This window comes from Streptomyces sp. NPDC001970 (assembly GCF_053594115.1).
This window is the reverse complement of record NZ_JBSFDW010000052.1, coordinates 1-26275: the sequence shown is the minus strand read 5'-3', so window position 1 is coordinate 26275 and position 26275 is coordinate 1. Positions and strand designations below refer to the sequence as shown.

Sequence of the window (26275 nt, the reverse complement as noted above, 5' to 3'; positions counted from 1 at the left end):
GCCGAGGGTTCCAGCGGAACCCTCAACCTGCCCGTAGGGGGTGACCCCCATGCGCCGCTATGCGGGGACGATGTTCACCAGCTTCGGCGCCCGCACGATCACCTTCCGGATCCCCGCGCCGCCCAGCGCCGCGGTGACCGACGCGTCACCCAGTGCCAGCGCCTCCAGCTCCGCGTCCGTGATCGACGGGGAGACCTCCAGACGCGCCTTGACCTTGCCCTTGATCTGCACGACGCAGGTCACGGTCTCGTCCACGACGTACGCCGGGTCGGCGACCGGGAAGTCCTGGTGCACCACGGAATCCGTGTGCCCCAGCCGGCGCCACAGCTCCTCGGCGATGTGCGGCGCCAGCGGCGCGACCAGCAGGACCAGCCGCTCCGCGACCGATCGCGCAACGGGGCCGCCCGTCTTCGTCAGGTGGTTGTTCAGCTCGGTGATCTTGGCGATGGCGGTGTTGAAGCGCATCGCCTCCATGTCCTGGCCCACGCCGTCGATGGCCTTGTGCAGCGCGCGCAGCGTCGCCTCGTCCGGCTCCTCGTCCACGACGGTGACCTCGCCGGTCGACTCGTCGACGACGTTCCGCCACAGGCGCTGCAGCAGCCGGTACTGGCCGACGACCGCGCGGGTGTCCCACGGCCGGGAGACGTCCAGGGGGCCCATCGCCATCTCGTACAGGCGCAGCGTGTCGGCACCGTACTCCGCGGCGATCTCGTCGGGAGTGACGGCGTTCTTCAGGGACTTGCCCATCTTGCCCAGCTCGCGCTTGACCGGCTCGCCGTCGAAGAAGGACGCGCCGTCCCGCTCCTCGACCTCGGTGGCCGGCACCGGGAAGCCACGGCTGTCCCGGTAGACGTACGCCTGGATCATGCCCTGGTTGTACAGCTTGTGGAACGGCTCGGCGGACGAGACGTGCCCCAGGTCGAACAGCACCTTGGACCAGAAACGGGCGTACAGCAGGTGCAGCACGGCGTGCTCGGCGCCGCCCACGTACAGGTCGACGCCGCCGTGCGGCTGCCCCTCACGCGGGCCCATCCAGTAACGCTCGATCGCGGGGTCGACCAGCTTCTGCTCGTTGTGCGGGTCCAGGTAGCGCAGCTCGTACCAGCACGAACCGGCCCAGTTCGGCATCGTGTTGGTCTCGCGGCGGTACCTCTTCGGGCCGTCGCCCAGGTCCAGCTCGACGTCGACCCACTCCTCGTCGCGGGACAGCGGGGTCTCGGGCCGGGTGTCGGCGTCGTCCGGGTCGAACGTGCGCGGCGAGTAGTCGTCGACCTCCGGCAGTTCCAGCGGCAGCATCGACTCGGGCAGCGCGTGGGCGACACCGTCCTCGTCGTACACGATCGGGAAGGGCTCGCCCCAGTAGCGCTGCCGGCTGAACAGCCAGTCGCGCAGGCGGAAGTTGATGGTTCCCTCGCCGATGCCGCGCCCGGTCAGCCACTCGGTGATCTTCGCCTTGGCCTCGGCGACGCCCAGACCGTCCAGCGAGATCTCGTCGTTCGACGAGTTGATCGCCGGTCCCGTGCCGGTGTACGCCTCGCCCTCCCAGCCGTCCGGCGGCTGCACGGTACGGATGATGGGCAGGCCGAAGGCCTCGGCGAACTCCCAGTCGCGCTCGTCCTGGCCGGGGACGGCCATGATGGCGCCGGTGCCGTAGCCCATCAGGACGTAGTCGGCCACGAAGACCGGGATCCGGGCGCCGGTGACGGGGTTCAGGGCGTACGTACCGGTGAAGACGCCCGTCTTGTCCTTGTGCTCGGTCTGCCGCTCGACGTCGCTCTTGGTCTGCGCCTGCTTGCGGTACGCGGCGACGGCCTCGGCCGGGGTGGCGGCGCCGCCCGTCCAGGCCTCCCGTACGTCCTGCGGGATGTCCTGCGGCCACTCGGCGGGCAGGATCGAGTCGATCAGGCCGTGCTCCGGCGCCAGGACCATGTAGGTGGCGCCGAACAGCGTGTCGGGACGGGTGGTGAAGACCGTGATCGGCTCGCCCTCGTGGCCCTCGACCGAGAAGTTGACTCGCGCGCCCTCGCTGCGACCGATCCAGTTGCGCTGCTGCAGCTTGATCGCCTCGGGCCAGTCCAGCGCGTCCAGGTCGTCCAGCAGCCGGTCGGCGTAGGCGGTGATGCGCATGTTCCACTGGCGCAGATTGGCCTTGAAGACGGGGAAGTTGCCGCGCTCGGAGCGGCCGTCGGCGGTGACTTCCTCGTTCGCCAGAACGGTGCCCAGCCCGGGGCACCAGTTGACGGGGGCGTCGGAGGCGTACGCCAGGCGGTACTCACCCAGCACAGCGGCGCGCTCGACGGCGCTCAGCTCGTTCCAGGGGCGCCCGGACGGCGTCGCGCGCTCCCCGCTCTCGAACTGCGCCACCAGGTCGGCGATCGGACGGGCCTTCTTCGCCTCGTCGTCGTACCAGGAGTTGAAGATCTGCAGGAAGATCCACTGGGTCCACTTGTAGTAGTCCGGGTCGATCGTGGCGAACGACCGGCGCTTGTCGTGGCCCAGGCCCAGCCGGCGCAGCTGGACCTTCATGTTCTCGATGTTGGCCTCGGTGGAGATCCGCGGGTGCGTGCCGGTCTGGACGGCGTACTGCTCGGCCGGCAGGCCGAAGGCGTCGAAGCCCAGGGTGTGCAGGACGTTGTGGCCGGTCATCCGCTGGTGCCGGGCGTAGACATCGGTCGCGATGTAGCCCAGAGGGTGCCCGACGTGCAGGCCCGCACCCGAGGGGTACGGGAACATGTCCATGACGAACTTCTTGGGACGGGCCGCGGCGGCCGGGTCGCCCGCCAGGTCACCGCTCGGGTTGGGCGCCTCGTACGTGCCGTCGGCGTCCCAGAAGTCCTGCCAGCGTGCCTCGATCTCGGCGGCCATGGCCGCCGTGTAGCGGTGCGGTGCGGCCACCTCGGCAGAGGGGGCCCCACCCGAGCCGAAGGCGGCGGGGGAGGAATTCGTCTCGCTCATGATCCCTAAAGCTCCATCGATCGTCTCTGCCGGCGTTTCCCGGAACGGGCTGTGCCCACAAACAAAAGGACCCCTCGCACAGGAGGGGACGCCGCGCCGATTCCGACCGGACGATTCACCGGTCGGGACTGATCAGCGCGGCCCGCTAAGCAGAAGGCGTACGGCACGCATGGCGCCAGGGTACCGCAGGGCCGGTACGGGCTGCATCGAACGTCCAGGCGGCCGGCACGGCCGGAAGCGAACGCGATTCGGCCACAACATGAACGTGATCCGATGCCGCCCGAACACGATCGGGACCGTTCCACCCTCCGGGTTACTCGGCGTATCGCCCCTATCCGGGGCAACCCCAAAGTCAGTTGCCGGTCAGGCTGACCACTAAACGAGCATTCCTCGTACTGCTTGGTATGGCTCGACCTAGCATGCGAACCACGGGACCGCTTTCCCGCACCACTCGGAGTCGCCCCCATGAAGCCTCATCGCAAGATCCGTTCGTCGCCCGGACCGAACCCAGGCCTGAGCCGGCAGGTGCAGGGCGGGCTGAGCGCCGCCGCTCTTGTGCTCCTCCCCCTGCTCGCCATCGGCGGCAGTGACGCGTTCCGCGCCGCGCTGGACTTCACCACCGGAGTCCTCTCGCTGGTATCACTCACGGCCTCGGTCGCCTGGGGGCTGATAGCCACCGACCGGCTGCTGCTCTCCACCCGCCACCGGCTGCTCGCCCAAGGCATCCACCGGGCAACGGCGGTCGCCTCACTCGGATTTCTCCTGCTGCACGCCACGGTCAAGGTCTCGCTCGGACACGTCGAACTGCTCGGCGCGCTGATCCCGTTCGGCCTCGGTGTCACCGGCACGTCCGGCCTCATCGGCTTCGGCTCCCTGGCCGGACTGCTGATGGTCATCGCCGGCTCGACGGGCGCTGCGCGCAGCGCGCTCGCCGGCAACATCCGGACCGCCGCGCGCTGGCGGGCCCTGCACATGCTGGCGTACCCCGCATGGTGCTCGGCGCTGGTGCACGGCCTCTATGCGGGTCGCCCCGCGGCCACCTGGGTGGTCGTCATGTACGGCCTTGCGCTGACCGGTGTCGCCAGTGCCGTCGCCCTGCGGCTGCTGCCGCCCCAGACACAGCGGCGCATCGCCGAGCAGCTCATCGCCCTGGTCGGGTCCGGCGGCCGCGTCGCGGGCGAGGCCCCCGAGCGGGCCCAGCGCGACCTGTCGGTCGCCCCTCTGCCCGGCACCTCGGCCGACGCCTCGCAGTTCCAGTACGAGCGCGAGTTCCCGCGGCAGCGTCCGGCCGGCGCGGACGAGACGCCGGGCCGGTCGATCGGCCGGCCCCTGGGGCAGCCACTGGCCCCGCCCCGCGGGGAGCCCCTGCGCATCCCCGCTCCCGCCCCACCGCTCTACGAAGCGGCGCCGCCCCCGTCCGCCGAGCCGGCCACGGCCGCAGGGTCCTTCCCCGGAGCCGGCCCGGTGACCGGCCGGCCGCTGTCCGGTGAAGGCCCCGGAACGGGGATCTCCGCCGCCTACCGCGCCGTCTCACTGGCCGGTGAGGCCACGGCCCGTGCGACAGGGGCGACGGCCCGTACGCCAGGGGCGGCACCTGCGCCCTCGGGCGAGATCCCCCTCGCCGAGCGCATCCCCATGACAGAGGAGCTCCCCGTGGTGGACGAATCCGGTCCCCGCCCCGAGTTCTGGCCGACCCCTTCCCCGCCGCCACCCGGACAGGCGTTCCCCCCGCCGGCCGCGTCCTCGCGGTACGAGACGGGCGTCCCCTACGAGACCGGCCCCACGCCCCCGTACACCGACCCGTACGACCCGGGGCCGGCGTCCCCGTACGGCGGCGGCTACGAGGGCCCGACACCCACCTCCCCGCTCCCCCGCTCGCTCGACGACACCCAGCCGTCGCCCGGCCCGCTCTATCCGCCCCAGGCCGGGGAGCCCTGGAACGCACCCGCAGGAGACCGACCGTGAACACCCCCCTCCCCGATGTCCCCGAGGTCCGCGTCGTCGGCCTCCCCCAGCTGACCCAGGGCTTCGATCTGGTCGAGCGCCTCGACCTCTCCATGCACCTGAAGGTGCACGGACCGCTCGAACCCATGACCGGAGAGCTGCTCGCCCAGCTCGCCGAGGGCATATCCCTGCGGGGCCGCGGCGGCGCCGGCTTCCCTTTCGGCCAGAAGCTGCGGGCAGTGGCCAAGGCGTCGATCCGGCGCGGAGTGCGGCCTGTCGTCGTGATCAACGGCAGTGAGGGCGAGCCTGCCTGCCGCAAGGACACCGTTCTGCTCAACCGGGCGCCGCATCTCATCCTGGACGGCGCCCTGCTGGCGGCCGAGGCGCTGGGCGCCCGCACTCTGATCGTGGCGGTGACCCGTAACTCCACGGAGATCTCCATGCGAGCGGCTCTCGCCGAACGGGGGCTGTCGGACCGGCGTGGCCAGCAGTTGCGCGCGCGGGTGCAGCGCAACCCCGAGCGCATGGTCTCCGGGGAGGCATCAGCGGTCATCCGGGCCATCGGCGGCGGCCCCGCGCTGCCCCCGGGCCGCCGCGAGCGCGCATCGGACTCGGGTGTCGCCGGCGCGCCGACCCTCCTGTCGAACGCGGAGACGTTCGCGCAGCTGGCCGTCGCCGCCCGTATCGGCGCGCGCCGGTACAGCCACACGGGGCTGGAGAACGAGCCGGGCACGGTGATGCTGACGGTCTCCGGGGCGGTCGCGCGCCCCATGGTCATCGAGGTGCCGACCGGTGTCCCGATGCGGTACGTGCTCCAGCTTGCAGGCGCTCCGCCGGTCCCCCAGGGTGTGCTGACCGGCGGCTACCACGGCAACTGGATCGACGCCGCCGCCACGCACGATGCCGTGATCTCGCGGGAGTCGCTGGCCAACGTCGGCGGCTCGCTGGGCGCGGGCGCGATCCTGCCGATCGGCCCGGACACCTGTCCCCTCGGGGAGGCGCAGCGCGTGGCCAACTGGCTCGCGGCCGAGACGGCCGGCCAGTGCGGTCCCTGCAAGCTGGGTCTGCCGGCGGCTGCGGGCGGACTGTCCGACGTGATCAACGGCGGCGGACCGGCTGCTCTGGAGGCGCTGCGCGAGGTGACCCAGGCGGTCAAGGGGCGGGGCGCGTGCAAGCATCCCGACGGTTCGGCGCGCTTCTTCGCCTCGACCCTGTCGGCGTTCACGGACGACCTCGCCGCGCACGTCCTGCACGGCGGCTGCGGCCGCGAGACGGTCGGCGTGCTGCCGCTGCCCGTTCCCGGCTACCAGGAGGCCGAGGAGTCCATCCCGAGCGGTGAGAAGCTCGCCGTGGACTGGACGCTTTGCCAGGGCCACGGGATCTGCGCGGAGATCGTCCCCGAGCTGATCCGTATGGGCGCCGACGGGTATCCGTCGGTGGCGGAGGCCACGGTGCCGATGCATGTGCGCGGGCGTGCGCAACGTGCAGTACGCCGCTGCCCGGCGCTCGCGCTCCGGATCGAGCAGGCGCCCTCCACGCGCCCGGCGTTGCCGAGCACCAACCGCAAGGCCCTTGGCAGCGGCCGGGGTTGACGGGAGACGTAGAAGAGGGCCATCCGCATCGGATGGCCCTCTTCTTGTGCTCTTACCGAGCTGCTGTGGAGCTAAGGAGAATTGAACTCCTGACCTCTTGCATGCCATGCAAGCGCTCTACCAACTGAGCTATAGCCCCTTGTTGTGTGCCGCCCCGTTCCCGGGCTTCCCCCGCGGCGACAGAGAGAACATTACACGGTCACCCCGGTGGTCCACCAAATCGTTTCCGGTCCGCACGACCCCACCCAGAGATGTCCGGGTACGTCCCCTTCGGGCAGACGGTCAGCTCACGCCGTAGCGAACGAGTAGAACCGTTTCAGGGTGCAGTGCTCGTCGAGCAGCCGCCCGTAGATCGGCTCCCCCTCGAGCTCCCGGTACGTCTCGATGGGGTCGCCCTTTATGATCAGCGCCCGCGCGCACTCCTCGCACCAGTACTGGTACTCGGGATTGACGGGGTCCATGTCGCGGACGATCGGCGTACCGCTGCCGCACCAGTCGCACTTCCGCCTGTGTGCACCCATCATTCAGCTCCAGCTGTGGCCGCAGGCAGTGCACACGTACGAGATACCTCCGTTGTCCCCGAGCACTTGGGCGACATGGGGCGAACCGCACGAGGGGCAGCTGAGGCGAGCTCTGGCCTCCGCAGCGGCGAGCAGGTCATCGTCCTCCTCGATGCTGCTACCGGGCATCGCCTCTCCCTCCCGTCCGGGCCGCCGTCCCCTCCGGCCGTCCCGATTCTGCCATGGCCCCGCAAGGGGGTCAGCGCTGTCTGCGGCACGAGACCGGCGGGAACGCAGAAATCCCGCCCCCCTGCGGGGACGGGATCCTGATGTTGAAACTTGTGGAGCTAAGGAGAATTGAACTCCTGACCTCTTGCATGCCATGCAAGCGCTCTACCAACTGAGCTATAGCCCCTCGTGTTCTTCGCGCTCCGCGCTGCGAACAAGAAGAACCTTAGCCTGTGACCAGCCGGAAAGTGAAATCCGGCCGGTCCCTGGCCTGCCCGCGGGCTGCGATCGCCGAGCGAGCAACCTCCGACCGGCCTGTGAGCGACCTGCGAACAGCCCGCGAACGGCCTCGGGCGTCGTCAACAGCCTCAGTCGTCGTCGCCGAGCACCGGCTCGGGCAGCGTGCCCGCGTTGTGTTCCAGCAGCCGCCAGCCGCGGGCGCCCTCGCCCAGCACGGACCAGCAGCAGTTGGACAGGCCGCCCAGGCTCTCCCAGTGGCGCGCCTCCAGGCCGAGCAGCCGGCCGATGGTGGTGCGGATCGTGCCGCCGTGGCTCACCACGACAAGCGTGCCGCCGGAGGGAAGGTTGTCGGCGTGACCCAGCACGAAGGGGGCGGCGCGCTCGGCGACCTCGGTCTCCAGCTCACCGCCGCCGCGGCGCACGGGCTCACCGCGCTTCCAGGCCGCGTACTGCTCGCCGTACTGCCCGATGATCTCGTCGTGGGTCAGCCCCTGCCACACGCCCGCGTAGGTCTCCCGCAGAGCGGCGTCGAAGGTGATGTCGTGTCCCGTGATCGACGCGAGCTGGTGGGCCGTGGCGACCACCCGCTTCAGGTCGGACGCGATGATCGCGTCCGGTTTCAGCGAGGCCAGCAGCCGCGCGGCCCGGCGGGCCTGGTTGACGCCGGTCTCGGTCAGTTCGATGTCCGTCGAGCCCTGGAAGCGGCGCTCCAGATTCCATGCGGTCTGGCCGTGCCGCCACAGAACGATGCGGCGGCCCCTGCCGGGCCCCGTGTCAGTGCCGCTCAGCTCAGCTCACCGTCCGTCCCGCTGCCGTCGCCGACGAGCCGGGCGTGCTCCTCGGCCTTGCCGCGGGTCTTGACTGCGTCATCGGGCAGCGGCAGCTCGGGGCAGTCCTTCCAGAGCCGCTCGAGGGCGTAGAAGACACGCTCCTCGCTGTGCTGGACGTGCACGACGATGTCGACGTAGTCGAGCAGGATCCAGCGCGCGTCGCGGTCGCCCTCGCGGCGCACCGGCTTGGCGCCGAGCTCCTTCAGGAGCTTCTCCTCGATCTCGTCGACGATCGACTTGACCTGGCGGTCACTGGGGGCGGAGGCGAGCAGAAAGGCATCCGTGATCGACAGCACGTCGCTGACGTCGTACGCGATGATGTCGTGCGCGAGCTTGTCCGCTGCCGCCTGGGCGGCGACGTTGATGAGCTCGAGAGAACGGTCCGTGGCGGTCACATGCAGGCTTTCGTCGGCGGTCAAGACCCCCCCAGGGTCTCACGGACCGCCGACAGCCCACGCAGTGATTGTCCCGGCGCCGCGCGCGGCGCCGGGACACGTGCCCTGCTCGGCCCCGTGATCAGCTGCCCTGCCCTGCTCCGCGATCAGCGCTCGACCTCGTAGTCCCGGCCGAGGACGACCGTGACATCGGCGTTGGACGCCGCCTTGCCCTTCTCGACCGCGCTCTCCGGCAGGCCGAGGGTCTTGGCGACCTCCACGGCCTTCGCCTTCTGCGCCTCGTCACCGTAGGTGACCTGTGAGGACGACGCCGTGTCCGCCTTGCCCGCGTCGACGAACGCGTAGCCGCCGTTGACGAGGTCGATCCTGGCGGCTTCGGTGGCGTCGCCGTCTCCGGAGGCGTTCCGTACGCCGACCCGTACCGCCGCGCCCTGCTCCGGGGCGCTGATCTTGCCGCCCAGGATGTCCTTGACGACGCTGTCGCTCGCCTCCTGGCTGAGCGTGCCGTCCTGCTGGACGGGCAACAGGGCGGTCTTGTAGTCGCCGCCCTTGGCGTACTCGGACAGCTTGGCGAGCGAGGCTCCCAGGTCCCTCTCGGGCAACGAGGGGTCGAGGATCTGCGCCAGGGTCTCGATGGTCACCGTCGCGCCCTTCGGATCGCTCGAGACCTTCCGCATCACCCCGTACATCACCTGGCCGAAGCGCTGCAGCTGTTCGGCCTCGGCCTCGCCGGAGGCGCGGTAGGTGGCGTACCCGACGGCCATCCGGCCGTTGAGCGTCTGGTTCTCGCCCTTCTTCACCAGCGGCGCCTCGCCCTTCTTGGCGGGCGGCACCTCGGCGTCGGTGTCGATGTCGACGCCGCCGACGAGTTCGACGAGGTTCTCCAGATAGGGGGTGTCGAGCCGCCAGGTACCGGTGATCTTGGTGCCGAGCAGGGTGCCGATCGACTCACGGGTGCCGGTGGACCCGTCCTCGTCGACGGACTTGCCGAGGGTGGTGGCGACGCCCTCGTCGTCGGCGACGGACAGGGAGTTCGGCAGCAGGACCGTGGTGCCCTGCTTGGTGGTCTCGTTGTCGACGAGGAGGGCGGTGGCGGTGCCGCCCTGCTTGGTGTTGTGCAGATGGAGCACGATGACGTCGCGCTTCTGCGGTCCCGTTGCGCTGTTCTGGGCGGCCCCGGAGCCGGCGCTGCCCGGCAGTTTGTCCGTGTACCAGAGGTAGCCGACGCCGCCCACCGCCACCAGGGCCAGGACGACGACGAGGGTGACGACCCGGTTGCGGCCGCGGCGCCTGGCCTCTTCCCGGCGCTCGGACCGGCTCTCGGTGAACTTGAGCCAGTCGATGACGTCCTCGGAGTCCTCGTCCGGCTCCTCGATGAACGAGAACTGCTCGGTCCGGTAGTCGCGGTCCTCACGGTCACGGGCCGCGCCGTCTCCACGGCCCGGGCCCTGCGGTCCACGGCCCGGGCCCTCCGGGGCGGGGCGGCGCTGGCCGGGAACGGAGGCGGGGCCCTGCGGTGCCCGGGGGGCCGTCTGGGGCTGGGCCTGCTGCTGCGGGATGTTCCACTGCTGCGTGGTGTCGACGGCGGCCTGCTGGCCCGTGTCGTAGGTGTAGCCGTCGTAGCTGTAGCCCTGCTGCGTCTGATGGGCCTGGTTCGCCTGCGGGCCCTGGTGCGCTTGCGGGCCCTGGCTCGTTTGCTGCTGCTGCCCGTACGGGTCGTAGCCCTGGGGCTGCTGCGGCTGGGCATACGGGTCGTATCCGTAGCCCTGGTTCTGGTCCTGCTGCTGCTGCTGTTGCGGCGGGTACGCGTCGTAACCCTGCGACTGCTGAGAGTGGTGAGGCTGCTGGTAGACCGGCCGTCCGTATTCGTCGTAGCCGATGATCTGCGGCTGCTGCGAATAATACGGGTCGTACGGGTTCTGCTGGTCGTTCACCGGTGCCCCTCTCCGTGGCTCAGTCGCCGCGGTACAACTGGCGCTTGTCGATGTAGCGCACCACACCGTCCGGCACCAGATACCAGACGGGGTCGCCCTGCGCGACCCTCGCCCGGCAGTCGGTGGACGAGATGGCCAGGGCCGGCACCTCCACCAGGGAGACACCTCCCTTGGGCAGTCCGTCGTCCGTCAGGTCGTGGCCGGGCCGGGTGACACCGATGAAGTGGGCGAGCGAGAAGAGCTCTTCGGCGTCCCGCCAGGTGAGGATCTGCGCGAGCGCATCGGCTCCGGTGATGAAGAAGAGATCCGAGTCGCTGTTGAGCGCCCGCAGGTCCCGCAGGGTGTCGATGGTGTACGTCGCCCCGCCGCGGTCGATGTCGATACGGCTGACCGAGAACTGCGGGTTGGACGCCGTGGCGATGACCGTCATCAAATAGCGGTCCTCGGCCGGAGAGACCGCCTTGTGGCCCTTCTGCCACGGCTGCCCGGTCGGTACGAACACCACCTCGTCGAGGTGGAACAGGGCGGCCACCTCACTGGCGGCCACCAGGTGTCCATGGTGGATCGGGTCGAATGTCCCGCCCATGACGCCGAGTCGGCGCTTGCCGCCCCTGGTAGGCAGTTCCTGCTGTCCCATGCCCATGCGTGCAGAGCCTACTGGTACGGCTGTGCGGTCGCGTATCAGCGGTCGCGGTTGAAGCGGGTGGTGATCCACAGCAGCAGGAGCAGCGCACCGAGGGCGCCGAAACCGGTGAGGTAGGGGCTGAGGCTTTCGTGGTTGCCGCCGTGCTCGGCGCCCTCGGCGAGGGAGACAAGGTTGGCAGCAGTGCTGGCGAGACTCATCTTCAGCTGAACCTATCGATCGGGAGTCGGAGCGGAGACTTCGCGCACATCGTATGCGGGAGGGGCGGGCACGCTCACGTCGACTCAGTCGTTGTCACTTTCGCCCTCGCCGCCGGCGGTTCGACGGTGGCGCGGTGCACGCGTCGCCGGTGGCGTCCGCGTGGTTGTCCACAGGCTCCCGCGGCACCGCAACCCCAGCGCCTAGTCTGGGGTCTGTCAGGGGGACGGGTCAGTACTCGCAAGGAACAGAAGGAACAGGGGGCATCCGATGACCGACAGCAGTTCCGAGAATGTGCCGAGCAGGCAGCGCCGGCGCTTCCCGGAGATCTCCTCGCGGGCGTACGAGCATCCCGCGGACCGCTCCGCGCTCGTTGCCCTGCGCAAGCTCACCGGCTTCGACACCGTCTTCAAGGCGCTCAGCGGTCTGCTGCCCGAGCGCAGCCTGCGGCTGCTCTTCCTGTCGGACTCCGTCCGGGTGAGCGACGCCCAGTTCGCGCACCTCAACGCCATGCTGCGCGACGCCTGTTACATCCTGGACCTGGAGAAGGTCCCGCCGATGTATGTCACGCAGGACCCGAAGCCCAATGCCATGTGCATCGGGCTGGACGAGCCGATCATCGTCGTCACGACCGGGCTCGTGGAGCTGCTCGACGAGGAGGAGATGCGGGCGGTCGTCGGTCACGAGGTGGGACATGCCTTGTCCGGCCACTCGGTCTACCGCACGATCCTGCTCTTCCTCACGAGTCTGGCGCTCAAGGTCGCCTGGATCCCTCTCGGCAATGTCGCGATCATGGCGATCGTGACCGCACTGCGCGAGTGGTTCCGCAAGTCGGAGCTCTCGGCGGACCGGGCCGGGCTGCTGGTCGGCCAGGATCTGCAGGCGTCGATGCGCGGCCTGATGAAGATCGCCGGTGGCAACCATCTGCACGAAATGAACGTGGACGCGTTCCTCGAGCAGGCCGAGGAGTACGAGGCCGGCGGCGACCTGCGGGACTCCGTGCTGAAGATCCTCAATGTCCTGCCGCGCACACATCCGTTCACCACGGTGCGCGCCGCCGAGCTGAAGAAGTGGGCCGAGAGCCGCGATTACCAGCGGATCATGGACGGGCACTACCCGCGCCGCACGGAGGACAAGGACACCTCGGTCACGGACTCCTTCCGCGATTCGGCATCGCACTACGCGGACTCGGTGCGGACCAGCAAGGATCCGCTGATGAAGCTGGTCGGGGACATAGCCGGAGGCGCCGGCGACCTCGGCGGCCGACTGCGCGACAAGTTCACGGGCGCCGGCGGACCGGCCAGTGCGGACCGCAATGGCAGCAACGGCAGCAAGGACGGCGGAGGTCAGGCCGAGGGCTGAGCGCTGGGGGCGAGGGCGCCGCAGAGCCCGGCGGCAGCCCGGTCCGTCGCATAGGGGTCGGTCCCTGCCGGGCCCTCGTCGGTGGCCCGTTCGCCGGCCAGCAGCGGCTGCAGGGCCCCGGAGGGGTCGGCCGAGCAGGCCATCGGTCCGGCCTGCACGTAGCTGAAGAGCAGCTCGGCGCGGTGGGTGCGCAGATCGTCGCGGTCGAAGCGGAAGTGCAGCTCGCGGCGGACGGTGAACAGGGAGGCGTCGTCCGCGCGCTGCTCGCCGGCGGAGGCAGCGCCATCCGCGCCGGCTCCGGCTCCCGCTCCGGCCGGACGGAGCGCGTAGGCGAAGGTGTGGTCCGAGACCACTTCGAGGGCGTTGGGTCCGGCGTCATGAACGCGGAGCGTGCCCCGGACCCGCACCTCGGGGTCGGCGAGGGCGACCTTCGCCGGGTCGAAGCGCACCAGCCAGCCGGTCGCCGCGTGCCGGCCGTCGTCCACCGGGGCGGCGAGTGACTGGTCGAACTGCTGCAACTGGTCCGGGTCGAGCAGCACCCGCACCGGCCGTGCCACGGTGCCGCTGAGCACATCGGGGTCGAGCGAGGACTCCACGAGGTAGTCCTTGGCGATGGTCAGCGCGGTCATGACCTGGTTTTCCGAGAAGTTCTTGGTGCGCAAGGCGGGCGGAAAGGCGATTCCGGCAGCTCCGGCGCGGAACTGGGCGGCGGGGCTGTGTGCGTACAGTCCGGCGGGCTCCCCGCCGGGCACGGGGCCCTCGGGGGCCAGAGGGACGACCGTGCTCCGCAGCGGTCCCGCGGGCTGGGAGGGCGGTGGCTGGTACGGGTGGCGGACACCCATGTAGATCGCGGTGCCGAAGGCGAGGGCAATCAGCAGCACCAGCAGGAAGGCCTGCCTCGACCCGGTCCGCACACCCCGGCCCGGACGGCTGCGAACGGCCCTGGCGTGGTCGCCCATGCGCTCTTCGGCGGAGTATTCCTGGAGGCGGGCAGCACGGACGAACGATTCGTCGAAGACGACGGACCCGTACTCGTCCTCACCTCCGCCGGGGAGCCCCTCGGGCGGTTCCGGCGGTTCTCCGCGGCCTGCCATGACTTCTCCCGATCCCAACTCACCCATCGTGGTCAGTGCGCCACGCTCCGCCTCGCGCCGCAAGGCATCCGGCAGGGCCTGTCCGTCAGGGGTTCACGCACGTGGACGAGTGAGAAGCCCCTTCTGGGGAGGGGTCACATCTTCAGAGTAGGTCGATCTCGATGAAGGTGAACGCCCCGGTGCGCGAGAACTTGTGTCGAGTTCTCACGCACCAGGGCGACTGCGTTTCAGGGGGTGCGGGGCACGGCGGAGGCGGGAGGTGCGGAGTAGTCCGCTGAGGCCGAAGGGCTGGTCACGAGGTCCGGCGCGGGTGTCCTGGAGGGGACGTCGACGCCGGTCGTGGCGGGTGGCGGGACGCGGTCCTGGCGGTTGGCCGACGCACCCCGGTAGACGGCGGTGAAGGCGAGGGCGACCATCCCGATGCCCATCACCAGGGCGAGCACCCAGGCGACGGGACGGTGCCAGCGCGCGGCGCCGCGGTACGGACGCAGGGAGCCGCCGTGAGGATAGGGGTCCAGGTACCGCCCGGCGCGGTCGTCGGGGTCGCATTCGTCGTAGGCCCGGCCGTACGCGCCGGCCGGGCCGTAGTCGTCGTAGAGCTCGTCGTCCGCGGGGCCCGCTCCGGCGCGGGCGCGGGCGGCCTCGGCCTCCGCGCGTGCCTGGGCGGCCGCCAGCAGCCGCTCGACGGCGCTCGGCTCATGGACCGCAGCCGCCCGTACGAAGTCCTCGTCGAACACCACGGAGGCGAATTCCTCGTCGGCGCCTCCGCGGTCGTCGTCGGGCTCCCAGCCGTCCGGGAACGGCCTGCCCCCCACGTCGTCCGGCACGCCTTTCAGAGTAGACCTGGGCGTGGGTTTTGGGCAGGGAGTACGGGCAACTGCCCGCACTCCTTCGTCACCGAGTGTGACCGTCGCCGGTGACGATGTACTTCGTCGAGGTCAGCTCGGGGAGACCCATCGGGCCGCGGGCGTGCAGCTTCTGCGTGGAGATACCGATCTCGGCGCCGAAACCGAACTGGCCCCCGTCGGTGAAACGGGTGGACGCATTGACGGCGACCGTCGTGGAGTCGACCAGTTGGGTGAAGCGGCGGGCCGCGGCCTGGGAGGTGGTGACGATGGCCTCGGTGTGACCGGAGGACCAGAGACGGATGTGCTCGACGGCCTTGTCGAGGGAGTCGACGACCGCGGCGGCGATGTCGTAGGAGAGGTACTCGGTCTCCCAGTCCTCCACCGTGGCGGCCACGACGGTGGCCTTGGAGCCCTCTGCGAGGGCGAGGGTCCGGTCGTCGGCGTGGACGGTGACGCCGGCATCGGCGAGGGCGTCCAGTGCGCGGGGCAGGAAGGCGGCGGCGATGTCCTGGTGGACGAGGAGGGTCTCGGCGGCGTTGCAGACGCTGGGCCGCTGGGCCTTGGAGTTGATCAGGATGTCGACGGCCATGTCGAGGTCGGCCTGGGCGTCGACGTAGACGTGGCAGTTGCCGGTTCCGGTCTCGATGACCGGGACGGTGGACTCCTCGACGACCGTGCGGATGAGGGAGGCGCCGCCGCGCGGGATGAGGACGTCGACGAGGCCGCGGGCGCGCATCAGCTCGCGCACGGAGTCGCGGCTCTCACCGGGGACGAGCTGTACGGCTTCGGCGGGCAGTCCGGCGCCGCCGACGGCGTCGCGCAGGACCCTCACCAGGGCGGAGTTGGAGGAGTAGGCGGAGGAGGAGCCCCGGAGCAGTACGGCGTTCCCGGACTTCAGGCAGAGGGCGGCGGCGTCCACCGTGACGTTCGGGCGGGCCTCGTAGATGATGCCGACGACGCCGAGCGGGACGCGGACCTGGCGCAGGTCGATGCCGTTCGGCAGGGTCGAGCCGCGGACGACCTCGCCGACGGGGTCGGGCAGCGCGGCGACGTGACGGACGTCGGCGGCGATGGCGCGGATCCGCTCGGGCGTGAGGCTGAGCCGGTCGATGATCGCCTCACTGGTGCCGGCCTCGCGGGCGCGGGCGATGTCCTCGGCGTTGGCCTCGACGATCTCGGCCGCCCGGACCTCGAGGGCGTCGGCGATCGCCAGCAGGGCGTCGTCCTTCACCGAGCGCGGGAGTGGCGCGATCTCGGCGGCGGCCGCGCGGGCCCGGTAGGCGGCCTGGGCGACCGGGGACATGGTGTCGTACGGCGAGAGCGAGGTCATGCCCGCAGGGTAATGCGCGGCTTGCGGACATCCCGCACGTATCCCGCACTACGAGACGCGAGCCGAGACACGAGACGAGGCGTCACCCGGGTGGGGATGCGCGGGGGACGCGAACGGAGGAGCGGGGGCGAGCGGGACACGGACGCACATGGGCCCCGGCCTGGAGACCGGGACCCGATCGCGGGAGTACCGCAGGAAAGCCGTGCGTCCGCCGTCAGGGAGGCCTCGGCGAAAAGCCTGCTACAGCCTCGGACAGCCTCGGAACCGAGCGAAAGGCCTCGGACAGCCTCGGAACCGAAGAGCCTCAGAAGGGGTGAACGCCGACGGGGGCCGCGGGGGGCGGGCCGTAGCCCTCCGCGATGCGCTGGTGATAGGTCTCGCGGTCGATGACCTCCAGGCCGACGATCTCCCACGGCGGCAGTTGCGCGCTGGAGCGGTGCTCGCCCCACAGGCGCAGCGCGACGGCGGCGGCGTCGTGCAGGTCCCGGGCCTCTTCCCAGTAGCGGATCTCGGCGTGATCGTTGGCGTACCGGCTCGTCAGCAGGAACGGGTGGTCGTGCGCGAGCTGTTCGAGACCACGCCGGACCTCCTTCAGCGGGGCCTCCGCACCCGAGACGCAGAGGGTGATGTGCCAGAGCTTGGACGCCGCGCGGTCCCTTCCGCGCGGGTCCGGGCTCAGGTCCGGCTTCTGCTCACGCGCACCGTCGGCACGGGCGTCCGTGCCGGCCGCGCCGGCTGTGTCGTCGGCGCGCTCGTCGTCGAAGTCGTCGTCGAGGTCGGGCCCCGCCTCCACACTGGTGAGGGCCCGCTGCTCTCCCACGGCCCTGCGGGTGCGGGCCGTGCCCCCTGTCCCTCGGGGCGCCGCCCCTGGGCGCGCTCGTCTCACCGGCGGCCTCCTGTTGATGCGTTGTGGTGCTGAACCCCGCCCTGTCCCCGTGACAAAGTCCCCCTGACAAAGTTGACCAGTCCCGGGCCGGTGGTGGGGCGGTTTTGGTAAAGGTCCCTGCCTGAAGGCGGGAGTTTCAGCCGTTTCAGGGGGTGGGTCAGGGCTGCAGGACGACGAGGTCGTCCCTGTGTACGACCTCGCGCTCGTAGGCGGGGCCGAGCTCCTTGGCCAGCTCGCGGGTGGAACGGCCGAGGAGTTGCGGGATCTCCTTCGCGTCGAAGTTGACGAGCCCGCGGGCGACGGCGTGGCCTTCGGAGTCGCGCAGCTCCACCGGGTCCCCGGCACTGAACTCGCCCTCGACCGCGGCGATTCCGGCAGGCAGCAGCGACTTCCTGCCCTGCACGACGGCCCGCACGGCCCCGTCGTCGAGGGTCAGCGAGCCCTGCGGGGTCGAGGCGTGCGCGAGCCACAGCAGCCGGTCGGCCGAGCGGCGGCCGGTACGGCGGAAGTAGGTACCGGTGTCGCGTCCGGCGAGGGCGTCGGCGGCCCGGCTGGCGGAGGTGAGGACGACGGGCACGCCGGCGGCCGCGGCGATCCGTGCCGCCTCGACCTTGGTGACCATGCCTCCGGTGCCGACGCCCGCCTTGCCCGCCGAGCCGATGTCCACGCCCGACAGGTCCTCGGGCCCCCGGACCTCCTGGATCCGGGAGGTGCCGGGCTTGCTCGGGTCACCGTCGTAGAGGCCGTCCACGTCGGAGAGGAGGACGAGCAGGTCGGCCCGTACGAGATGGGCGACGAGTGCGGCGAGCCGGTCGTTGTCGCCGAAGCGGATCTCGTCCGTGGCGACGGTGTCGTTCTCGTTGACGACCGGGACGGCCCCCATGGCGAGGAGCTGGTCGAGGGTGCGGTAGGCGTTGCGGTAGTGGGCACGGCGGCTGGTGTCGTCGGTGGTGAGGAGCACCTGGCCGACGCGGACGCCGTAGCGGGCGAAGGAGGCGGTGTAGCGGGCGACGAGCAGGCCCTGGCCGACGCTGGCCGCAGCCTGCTGACGGGCCAGGTCCCTGGGGCGGCGGGCCAGGCCGAGCGGTGCGAGACCGGCGGCGATGGCGCCGCTGGAGACCAGCACTATCTCCTTCTCACCGCCACTGCGGACCTTGGCGAGCACGTCGACGAGGGCGTCCACACGGTCGGCGTCGAGGCCGCCGGCGGCTGTGGTGAGCGAGGACGAGCCGATCTTGACGACGATCCTGCGGGCTTCCGCCACGTACTGCCTTGCCCCTGCCTGCCTTGCACCTGTCTGCCTTGCACCTGTCACAAGGGCGAATCTATGTCAGGCCGCGTCCTCGGTGCGCGCGCATTTCATCCGCTGGACAGCCGGGCCAGGGCCGACGCCATCCGGCCGAGACCGCGCCTGGCGGCCACCCGCCGCAGGCGCCGGGCGCCGCCCCGCACCACGCGGCGCCCGAGGGGGTGGCGCGGCTGGATGCGCTGCTCGCCGATCCGCTCGGTCACCGTCACCTCGTACGCGGACAGTGCGATCCCGGCGGCCTGGTCACCGAAGTGCGGATACGCGAGATGGTGGCGGCCGCGGCGGCGCACCACCTCGGGCCGGCCGCCGTCGCGGACGAAGACCAGCACGTCCCGCAGCAGATCGGGTCGGCCGAGCGCGACGCAGGTGAGCCGCAGCCGCTCCTCGACCCGGAGCCGGCGCGCCACGCCCGGGGTCCAGTACGCGGCCATGAGCGGGGCGGCGAGCTCCGTCTTGTGCCGGAGGTACTTCTCCGGCTGGCCCAGCACGATCGGGCCGAACTGCGGCAGCAGGGTGACCGTGAAGGGTCTGACCATCAGCTGGTCGCGGCGCTTTCCGGGCGGTACATGGGTGGCGATCAGCTTCATCAGCGCGGCGGCCGAATCGAAGCGTGGCGCGTAACCGCCGGTCTTCGTCAGGTGTTTCCCGTCCTCCCGGCCGACCAGGTAGTAGCACGTGTAGTCGGCGACGACGGAGACTCCCGCGCCCCGCAGATACGCCTCCATCGTGAACAGCGCGTCCTCACCCGTGCGCAGGGACTCGTCGAACCTCATGCCGTGCCGTACGAGCAGCTCGCGCCGGAAGAGTTTCTGCGCACTCAGCGTGAACTTGACGTTTGAGGTGTAGATGTCGGCCCGCTCGACGGTGCGCGCCCACATCGACTTGGCGGCATTCCGGTTGACGCCGACGACCTTGCCGAGTACGACGTCCGTGCCTGCCCGGTCGCCCATCGCGACCAGCCGCTCCAGTGCCTCGTCGCCCAGGTAGTCGTCGGCGTCGAGGAAGAAGACGTAGCGACCGCGGGCCAGGGCCAGACCGGTGTTGCGCGGACCGCTGGGGCCACCGGAGTTGGGCTGCCGGACCACCCGCACCGGCACTTTCGCCCGTGCCGCGAAGTCCTCCAGGTACTCCCCCGTGCCGTCCGTCGATCCGTCGTCGACGGCGACGATCTCGATCCGGGCGGGCCCCAGCGTCTGGGCCTCGACCGAGTCGAGGCATTTCACGAGGTACGGCATCGCCTCGTACGCGCCGATGATCACGCTGACATCGGGGCGGTCCTCGGAAGGAACCTCGGGAAGAGCCTCGGGCTCGGAACGACTCTCGGACATCCGCACATCGTCCACAGCGCATGTATCAGCGGTGTGACGGCACGCGCAACGGCCCGTAAGTCCGCTCCTGCCGGGGGACTTACGGGCCGTTCGGCCGACCGTGGGTGAGCCGTGGCGGGTGAGCCGTGGCGAGAGCCGACGCGGGTCAGCGGGCCACGGTGGCCGTCGCCTCCGCGCCGTTGCCCTCGTTGTCGCCGCCTTCCACGACGCCGGTGCCCTCGGTGCCGGCAACGCCGGCGGCCTCGGAGTCCGACTCCCGGTCGAGCTCACCGATCGCCTGCGACCCGATGCGCTGCTCCACACCGGCGTTGCGCGCCTCGGCCTTGGCCGCCAGCGCCCGCACCGCCGCGTTGAACTGCTCGATCGACGTGGGCTCGTCGGGCCCCAGCAGGTACTTCTTCAACTCGCCGCGCGCGTCCGCGAGCGTGTCGGCGGCCGGGTCGGCCACCGCCGCGAGCAGCAGGTCCAGCTCCTCGGCGCTGTTGGACAGGATCACCGCGGCCCGTACGGCCGTGTTCTGCCGCCTGAACTCCTCCACGCCGAGCTCCGCCGAGTCCGTCACGGCGTACGGCTTGCCGCTCGCGATGAAGTCCGAGACGACGCTGGAGATGTCGGAGACCATGCCGTCGGACTCGTTGAAGCAGTCGTACAGCGTGGGCTCGGAGCCCGTGACCACCTTGTGCTCCCACCAGCCGAAGGAGCGCCAGTAGGCGTCGTTCCACTCGGCCCGCAGCTGCTTGATCTCGGCGAGGCGGTGGGGGTCGGCGAGGGAGACCCGCGACTCCTCCGCCTCGTCGCCGCCCGCACGTCCCGGCTTGGTCAGCTCGGCCAGCCGGGCCTCGATGCGGGCGAGCTCGGCGCGTGCGGCGGACTGGCCGGACTGCGCGGCGGCGGCGTGCTCGGCCCAGCGGGGGTCGGTCGCCCGCTCGGCGGCGGCCTTCTGCACCATCGCGGTGATCCGCTCGTGGACGGCCAGGGCCTTCTTGTTGCGGATGCCGGTGAAGGGGTGCGGCTTGTAGATGACACGCACCGGCCGCTCGGCCTCGAGCAGCCGCCGGACGATGTTCTCGCCGGCGAGGAGCAGGGAGGTGTTGCCGGGGTTGTTGTCCCAGCCCTCCCAGGTGGGGGCGTACAGGATGGTCGGGATGAGGTTCTTGGGGGTCCCGGTCCAGGTCTCTATCGGGGCCAGCTGCGGGCGGCCCACCTCGACGATGTCCTCGTCGCGGACGCCGACGTCGGCGAGGGCGTACCGGTCGCGTCCGGCGCGGCCCGCGGTCCACACCTCGTCGTACACCTTGGAGTAGGGATTGACGCTGGCGAGCTTGTCGCTGTCACCGTGGCCGATGAAGACGTGCTTCATCGTCGGGACGCGGAGCATGTGGATGTTCTTGCCGACGTTGGCCGGGTAGAGCGTGACGCGGACCGTGTCGAGCTTCATCGCCATCAGGTGCTGACCGCCGGGGACGCAGAGGATCGGCACGGAGGTCTCGTTGAGCTTCGCGACGAGCCCGCGCTCGCGCATGATGATGATCGGCCGGCCCTCGACCTGCTCCATGGTCTCCAGCCACATGTTGACCTGGTACGCGGACTCCTCGGAGCCGGAGAAGTACAGGGCGACGGTGGGCTGGTACTCACTGAGCCACTTCTGCACGGCCTTGAGCACCGCGGGCGCCGACGGCACACGGCGCTTGCGGCGCAGGAACGGCACGAGGGCGGCGGTGTAGAGCAGGCCGAGGCCGATGGTGACGGCCGTGCCGACGTATCCGACGAGGTACTGCCCGGTGGCCGCCGCGATGATCACTCCGGCCGTCGCCGGGATGTCGAGGTGCAGCATCTTCTCGGTGGAGCGGCGCAGCAGGGCCCGCGGCGGGGCGTCCGGGATGCGCACGGCGTGGAGGTCGATGTTGCGGGTGGCGACCGGCATCGTCCGGCGCAGCCTGATCAGGGTGGTCAGCGCGCCGTGCGGCGCCTGGAGACCGTAGAAGAGCAGGAAGCAGGCGACCGCCGCGTAGAAGAGCGGCTGCTCCGCGAGACCCTCGCGGGCGAGCAGCAGGATCAGCAGCAGCTGGCGGAGCAGGAAGCGGATCGGCAGACCGGCCCGGACCTTGTTGAGCCGGTTGACCAGGTAGCTGCCGCGCTGATGCAGGAACCAGTCGGCGGCATAGGTCACGGCGGCGGCCGCCGCGAACATCCAGATGTCCGGAATCAGCGCGGCGATCATCACGCACGGGTAGCCCAGTCCCATCAGGACTGCCGCGGCCAGCTCTGACCGGCTGCCCACACGTGCCAGGCGAATGGCGGTCGAAATCACGTAGAACCTGCTCCAAAGGTGCCGGTTGTTTCACGTTATGCGGGAAATGTGAAGGGGGAGCTTCACGAACTCGGGCCTCTGTATTCGCCGACGCGACAACAGAGGCCCGAATTAGTCCATTAACGGAGAATTATTACACATCCTCCTGGCGGTCAAGAACGGACGCCAGCGCCTGCTCGAATCCGGAGGCCTCGCTCGCCCCGCGGGTCGGGTCCTGCTGGCGTACGTCGATGACGTGGCCGGTCAACTCGGAGAGCAGCACGTCCAGCGAGGTACGGGCCACGGCCTCGGAGGAGAGCAGCGAACCGGCGGGCTCCTGGCCGAACGCCTTGGTGCGCATCGGCGTCGCGGTGCGCTCCGGGTTGACGCAATTCACCCGGATTCCGTCGGTTGCCCATTCGTCTGCGAGGGCCTGGGTGAGATTCACCATGGCCGCCTTGGTGGACGAGTAAAGGCTGTATTCGGCGCGGCCGCGAGTGTAGCTGGAAGAAGTGTAGAGAAGGAGCTGACCCTTGGACTCGGCCAGATACTTGTACGAGGCACGCGCAATCTGGACGGGTGCCAGGTAATTGACGTTCAGCGCTTCCTGGATGGTTGCGTTGTCGGTCTCGGCGAGCTTGCCGATGCGCAGCACGCCCGCGGTGTTGATGACGTAGTCGATACGGCCGGACTCCGCGTACGCCTTGGAGAGGGCGTCGTCCACGTGCTCCGGGTTCTCCACATGGGTGCCGGTCGTGGAGCGCCCCAGGGCGTAGACCTTCGCGCCGTACCGCTCGGCGAGGGCGGCGATGTCCGCTCCGATGCCGTACGAGCCGCCGAAGACGACCAGGGTCCTGCCGGCGAGCAGTTCGCGGTAGGCGGCCTCGTCGGCCTGGCGCGGGGCGGCGGTGGAGGCCAGCTGGAACAGCTTGTCGGCGATGAAGACGTCGACGGGCTGGGTGACCTTCATGTTGTACTCGTCACCCGCGACGACGTGGATCGGCACGTCGGGCAGGTACTTGAGCACGACGCTGCAGTCGTCCGTGGCCTGGAAGTTCGGGTCGCCCGCGGCGATCTCGTACGCCTTGCGGATGGTGGAGAGCTTGAACGCCTGCGGGGTCTGGCCGCGGCGCAGCCGGGAGCGGTCCGGGATCTCCGTGATGAACTCGCCGTCCTCGCCGTGGGTGCGGGTCACGATGATCGTGTCCGCGGAGGGGATGGCGACGTCCACCGCCTGATAGCGGTCCAGGGCGTCCACACAGTCGGCGATCACTCGCTGTGACAGAAGCGGACGCACCGCGTCATGGAAGAGGACGTTGGCGTCCTCGCCCTCCGCGAGCTCCTCTCCTATGGCCCGGATCGCGCGCTCGGTGGTCTCGTTGCGGGTCGCGCCGCCCTCGATCACCTTGCTGACCTTGGTGAGTCCCGCCTTGGCGACGATCTTCTCGACGTCGGCCACAAAACCCGGTGCCATCAGCACGATCACGTCATCGATGGCCTCGGCCTGCTCGAAGATCGTCAGGGTGTGCTCGATGACGGCCTTGCCGGCGATCTTCAGCAGCTGCTTCGGGATCGCGAGTCCCACGCGCTGGCCGGTACCACCGGCGAGCACGACTGCTGTGGTGCGGGGCTTGGCTTCGTGCGGCACGGACACAGACGACCTCTACCTTGCGATGACTGGGGGACGGTGTGATGGTCGCACTCTCCGTGACCGTCCCGCAAGGTGGACATAGGAGCCTCCACACCCTCTGGAAACCGTCTGTTCACCGGGTGGCCAGGGGTGTTGGCTAGGGTCCGCCGACCCTTCAGGGTGATTGACACCACAGATGTACGAGGCCGTCCCGGATGCGGAGTTACGCATCCGTCACTGGTCGGAAACGTCCACTACGAGGGCGTTCTGCTGGTCGTATACGAGTTTCGCCGACACCAGGAGCTGGCGGCGGCCGCGGAGCCTGCGCAGGGCCCGGCGGAGCTGGACGAGCGGGCGCGGCCGCTGGACCAGCACCGGCGGATACGTGTAGACCGGGCTCTTCACGACCACGTCGTCGATGATCCTGCCGACGCGGACGGGCTCCGTGTCCGTGGCGTACCTCAGCCAGAGCTCCCAGCGCTCCTTCTCGGCGAGGCGTCGCTCGACCACGGCGGGGACGGACAGGGTGCAGCGGAAGCCGTGCGCACCGTCCCGGGCGCCCGGGAACTCCAGCTCGGCCGGGTCCGCGCCACGGCGGCGGAGCAGGAGGAGGGGGCGTTCGGCGAGCGCGCCGCGCTTCTCGGAGCCGTGCTCCGGGCCGTAGAAGCGTCCGGACACGGTGATGCTCCGGTCCGAGACGGTGATGTCCCCGGCCTCGGCGTGGACGGGCCGCACCCAGGAGCGCAGCGCGAGCAGGTTCGCGGGCGTACGGATGTAGGGGACGAGGTGACGGACGCCGCTGCCGGGCGCGATGCGCCGGGAGGCGTTCATCGAACCGCGCTGGTCGACCGCGCGGGCGAGGATGCCGGCGCGCAGGCCGGAGGAGGGCTGGTCGGCGTGGCAGATCCAGCCGCCGTCGGCAAACTCCTCGCCCGCGGGGACGGTTGCCGTTCCGTCGGCCCGGAACGGGAAGACGCGGTCCTCGGCTTTCCCGCCCGCATGTACGCAGACCAGGCGCAGCCCGGGGTGCGTGACCGCTGCCGCGTCGGGGGCGACCAGGGTGACGGTGAGGCTGCCGTCGGGCTCGGCGACGCAGTCGGCGACAGTCGCTGAGGGGGCGGGGGCGGGGGCGGAGGGCTGCCTGGTGCGGCTGGGCCCGGAGGACTGTGGTGTGGCGTCGCGCTCGGCTGGCTCAGCCATGTCGGAGGGCCTGTCCGACTCGGCCGTCGTGTCGGAGGGCCTGTCCGACTCGGCCGCCTCGGCTCTCTCCGCCCCGGTTCTCTCCGCCCTGGCAGCGGCGCCGCGGGCCGCGCCCAGTTCGGCGAAGAGCTCCTCGTACTGCTTGGCCACCGGGCCCGGGTCGAAGCGTCGCGCGTGCGCACGGGCTGCCGCCCCCAGACGGCGGCGCAACTCCTCGTCGTCGATGAGCCGGAGCAGTGCCGCGGCGATCGCGCCGACATCGCCCACGGGGACCAGCAGCCCGTCGACGCCGTCCGCGACGATCTCCCGAGGGCCGTAGTCGCAGTCGGTGCTGACGACGGGCAGCCCGCAGCGCATCGCCTCGACGAGCGTCATCCCGAACGACTCGTGGCGGGAAGTGGACACGGCGATCGCACCCTTGACCCATTCGGGCTCGATCGGTGAGCGCGGGCCCATCAGCCGGACGCTGTTGTAGAGCCCCAGTTCGTCGATGCGCCGGCGCAGCCGTTCCTTCTGGTTGCCCCAGCCGCAGATGCGCAGGGTCCATTCCGGCCGGGCGGCGACGACCTTCCCGAACGCCTCGATCAGCACGTCGTACTGCTTCTCCGCCGCGAGTCGCCCGGCCGCCACGATCGTGGTCCCGCTCAGGTCGGAGGGGGCGACCACGGGCCCGGGCACGCTGTTCGGAATCGCCAGCACCCGGGTGCCGGGCAGCGGCATGTGCTCCTGCCACACCGCGGCGTCGCCCTCCGAGACGGTCACGAACGCGTCCATGGCGGCGAGGTGCTCGCGCATCTCGGCGCGCAGCGCGGGCTTGTGGTGGTTGTGCGTCATGTGCTCCTGGCCGATGAGCACGGCGCGGTCCGGCGCGAACTGGGCGGTGTACGCGACCAGTCCGGGCCGGGTACCGATGACGACGTCCGCGTCCGAGGCGGCGTAGTGGTCCCGTACCCGCTCGTCGGTGAGCTTGCTGTACTCCTTGAAACGCGCCTCGTGGGCCGGGAAGCGCTCGGCGGGCAGCAGCGCGAGCGGATGCTCCTTCTCGTTCGTGTCCGAGCCGGGGCGGGTGTCGACGAGCGGTACGACGGCGATGCGCGGGTCGATCGCGAAGAGCGGCTCGTCGCGGTGCCGGAACACGGAGACGATCTCCACCTCGTGCCGGTCGGCGAGCTCTTCCGCGAGATTGAGCGTGGTGCGGATGGTGCCGCCGATGCCGTAGATGGTGTGGATGAGGAAGGAGACCTTCATCAACGCTCCGTTCAGTTGTGCTGGGGCCCTTTCCGCCCCACCCCCCGCGTGCAAGACGGTGGTAGGGACCGACAGGTTGTGCCACCGCACGGATCTGAACGGTTCGGGCTTCTCCCACGCCCCGGCGGGACGTGGGGACACCCCACCTCACACGCCGGACGGGCTCACAAGGAGCCCGTCCGGGGACGTACGCGACCTAGACGAGTCATTCCGAATGATCGTTAGTGGTCGTAGGCGGTCAGGGATCGCGTGACCGGCTGGCCGGTCTTGTGGTTGTGCCAGATCGCCGCG

20 protein-coding genes and 2 tRNA genes are annotated in these 26275 nt (G+C 70.5%); 3 read left to right on the top strand and 19 right to left on the bottom strand.

The genetic code is table 11. The features are described 5' to 3' along the window. Positions 1-57: 57 nt before the first annotated feature. Positions 58-2955, bottom strand: a complete 2898-nt coding sequence (gene leuS, locus ACWCP0_RS37975) for a leucine--tRNA ligase (protein WP_451083300.1) — start codon at positions 2953-2955, stop codon at positions 58-60. A 465-nt stretch (positions 2956-3420) separates the two neighbouring features. On the opposite strand from leuS, the gene ACWCP0_RS37970 reads away from it, so the two are divergent. Together ACWCP0_RS37970 and ACWCP0_RS37965 are read left to right on the top strand one after the other, a co-directional pair. Continuing rightward, positions 3421-4920, top strand: coding sequence for a hypothetical protein (locus ACWCP0_RS37970; protein WP_451083299.1), 1500 nt, complete (start codon positions 3421-3423; stop codon positions 4918-4920). Then, a complete protein-coding gene (locus ACWCP0_RS37965; protein ID WP_451083298.1) occupies positions 4917-6491 on the top strand; it encodes an NADH-ubiquinone oxidoreductase-F iron-sulfur binding region domain-containing protein in 1575 nt (524 codons plus the stop codon). Before ACWCP0_RS37970 ends, ACWCP0_RS37965 begins: the two co-directional genes overlap by 4 nt. 66 nt (positions 6492-6557) lie before the next feature. On the opposite strand, the gene ACWCP0_RS37960 is transcribed toward ACWCP0_RS37965, so the two are convergent. The 9 genes from ACWCP0_RS37960 to ACWCP0_RS37920 form a co-directional block, all read right to left on the bottom strand. Then, positions 6558-6630, bottom strand: a tRNA-Ala gene (locus ACWCP0_RS37960). 148 nt (positions 6631-6778) lie between these two features. Next, a complete protein-coding gene (locus tag ACWCP0_RS37955; protein ID WP_026277450.1) occupies positions 6779-7012 on the bottom strand; it encodes a hypothetical protein in 234 nt (77 codons plus the stop codon). A gap of 3 nt (positions 7013-7015) precedes the next feature. Continuing rightward, positions 7016-7180, bottom strand: a complete 165-nt coding sequence (locus ACWCP0_RS37950; RefSeq protein ID WP_351227512.1) for a hypothetical protein — start codon at positions 7178-7180, stop codon at positions 7016-7018. A 153-nt stretch (positions 7181-7333) separates the two neighbouring features. Continuing rightward, positions 7334-7406, bottom strand: a tRNA-Ala gene (locus ACWCP0_RS37945). Positions 7407-7587: 181 nt separating this feature from the next. Next, complete coding sequence (locus ACWCP0_RS37940) at positions 7588-8247, bottom strand: histidine phosphatase family protein (RefSeq protein ID WP_451083314.1); 660 nt, start codon at positions 8245-8247, stop codon at positions 7588-7590. Further along, positions 8244-8684: a ribosome silencing factor gene (rsfS, locus tag ACWCP0_RS37935; RefSeq protein WP_351227706.1), complete on the bottom strand. Its 441-nt coding sequence runs from the start codon at positions 8682-8684 to the stop codon at positions 8244-8246. The genes ACWCP0_RS37940 and rsfS overlap by 4 nt, the downstream gene beginning before the upstream one ends. Positions 8685-8830: 146 nt before the next feature. After that, positions 8831-10618, bottom strand: a complete 1788-nt coding sequence (locus ACWCP0_RS37930; RefSeq protein WP_451083297.1) for an LCP family protein — start codon at positions 10616-10618, stop codon at positions 8831-8833. 19 nt (positions 10619-10637) lie between these two features. Beyond that, the gene (gene nadD, locus ACWCP0_RS37925) at positions 10638-11255 is read right to left on the bottom strand and encodes a nicotinate-nucleotide adenylyltransferase (protein WP_451083313.1); all 618 of its coding nucleotides are present in this window, start codon (positions 11253-11255) and stop codon (positions 10638-10640) included. A 44-nt stretch (positions 11256-11299) separates the two neighbouring features. Further along, positions 11300-11461 carry a hypothetical protein gene (locus tag ACWCP0_RS37920; RefSeq protein WP_351227516.1) on the bottom strand — a complete coding sequence of 54 codons (162 nt, stop codon included), beginning with the start codon at positions 11459-11461 and terminating at the stop codon, positions 11300-11302. Between the two features lie 268 nt (positions 11462-11729). On the opposite strand from ACWCP0_RS37920, the gene ACWCP0_RS37915 reads away from it, so the two are divergent. Then, positions 11730-12821 carry a M48 family metallopeptidase gene (locus ACWCP0_RS37915; protein WP_451083296.1) on the top strand — a complete coding sequence of 364 codons (1092 nt, stop codon included), beginning with the start codon at positions 11730-11732 and terminating at the stop codon, positions 12819-12821. On the opposite strand, the gene ACWCP0_RS37910 is transcribed toward ACWCP0_RS37915, so the two are convergent. The 9 genes from ACWCP0_RS37910 to ACWCP0_RS37870 all read right to left on the bottom strand — a co-directional run bounded on the left by ACWCP0_RS37910 (position 12806) and on the right by ACWCP0_RS37870 (position 25984). Then, entirely contained in the window at positions 12806-13915 is a 1110-nt protein-coding gene (locus ACWCP0_RS37910; protein WP_451083295.1) for an SCO2583 family membrane protein, read from the bottom strand. The two genes, ACWCP0_RS37915 and ACWCP0_RS37910, sit on opposite strands and share 16 nt — an antisense overlap. A 227-nt stretch (positions 13916-14142) precedes the next feature. Beyond that, positions 14143-14742, bottom strand: a complete 600-nt coding sequence (locus ACWCP0_RS37905) for an SCO2584 family spore wall biosynthesis protein (protein WP_451083294.1) — start codon at positions 14740-14742, stop codon at positions 14143-14145. A 67-nt stretch (positions 14743-14809) separates the two neighbouring features. After that, positions 14810-16093 carry a glutamate-5-semialdehyde dehydrogenase gene (locus ACWCP0_RS37900; protein WP_451083293.1) on the bottom strand — a complete coding sequence of 428 codons (1284 nt, stop codon included), beginning with the start codon at positions 16091-16093 and terminating at the stop codon, positions 14810-14812. A gap of 304 nt (positions 16094-16397) precedes the next feature. Beyond that, the gene (locus ACWCP0_RS37895; RefSeq protein WP_451083292.1) at positions 16398-16979 is read right to left on the bottom strand and encodes a hypothetical protein; all 582 of its coding nucleotides are present in this window, start codon (positions 16977-16979) and stop codon (positions 16398-16400) included. Between the two features lie 157 nt (positions 16980-17136). Beyond that, on the bottom strand, positions 17137-18243 hold the full coding sequence (gene proB, locus ACWCP0_RS37890; protein WP_451083291.1) for a glutamate 5-kinase: 1107 nt from the start codon (positions 18241-18243) through the stop codon (positions 17137-17139). 95 nt (positions 18244-18338) lie between these two features. After that, positions 18339-19616: a glycosyltransferase family 2 protein gene (locus ACWCP0_RS37885; protein WP_451083290.1), complete on the bottom strand. Its 1278-nt coding sequence runs from the start codon at positions 19614-19616 to the stop codon at positions 18339-18341. 145 nt (positions 19617-19761) lie between these two features. Further along, on the bottom strand, positions 19762-21927 hold the full coding sequence (locus tag ACWCP0_RS37880) for a hypothetical protein (protein ID WP_451083289.1): 2166 nt from the start codon (positions 21925-21927) through the stop codon (positions 19762-19764). Between the two features lie 133 nt (positions 21928-22060). Further along, positions 22061-23560: a D-ribitol-5-phosphate cytidylyltransferase gene (locus ACWCP0_RS37875; protein WP_451083288.1), complete on the bottom strand. Its 1500-nt coding sequence runs from the start codon at positions 23558-23560 to the stop codon at positions 22061-22063. A gap of 210 nt (positions 23561-23770) precedes the next feature. Then, positions 23771-25984: a glycosyltransferase family 4 protein gene (locus ACWCP0_RS37870; RefSeq protein WP_451083287.1), complete on the bottom strand. Its 2214-nt coding sequence runs from the start codon at positions 25982-25984 to the stop codon at positions 23771-23773. Positions 25985-26275 lie beyond the last annotated feature (291 nt).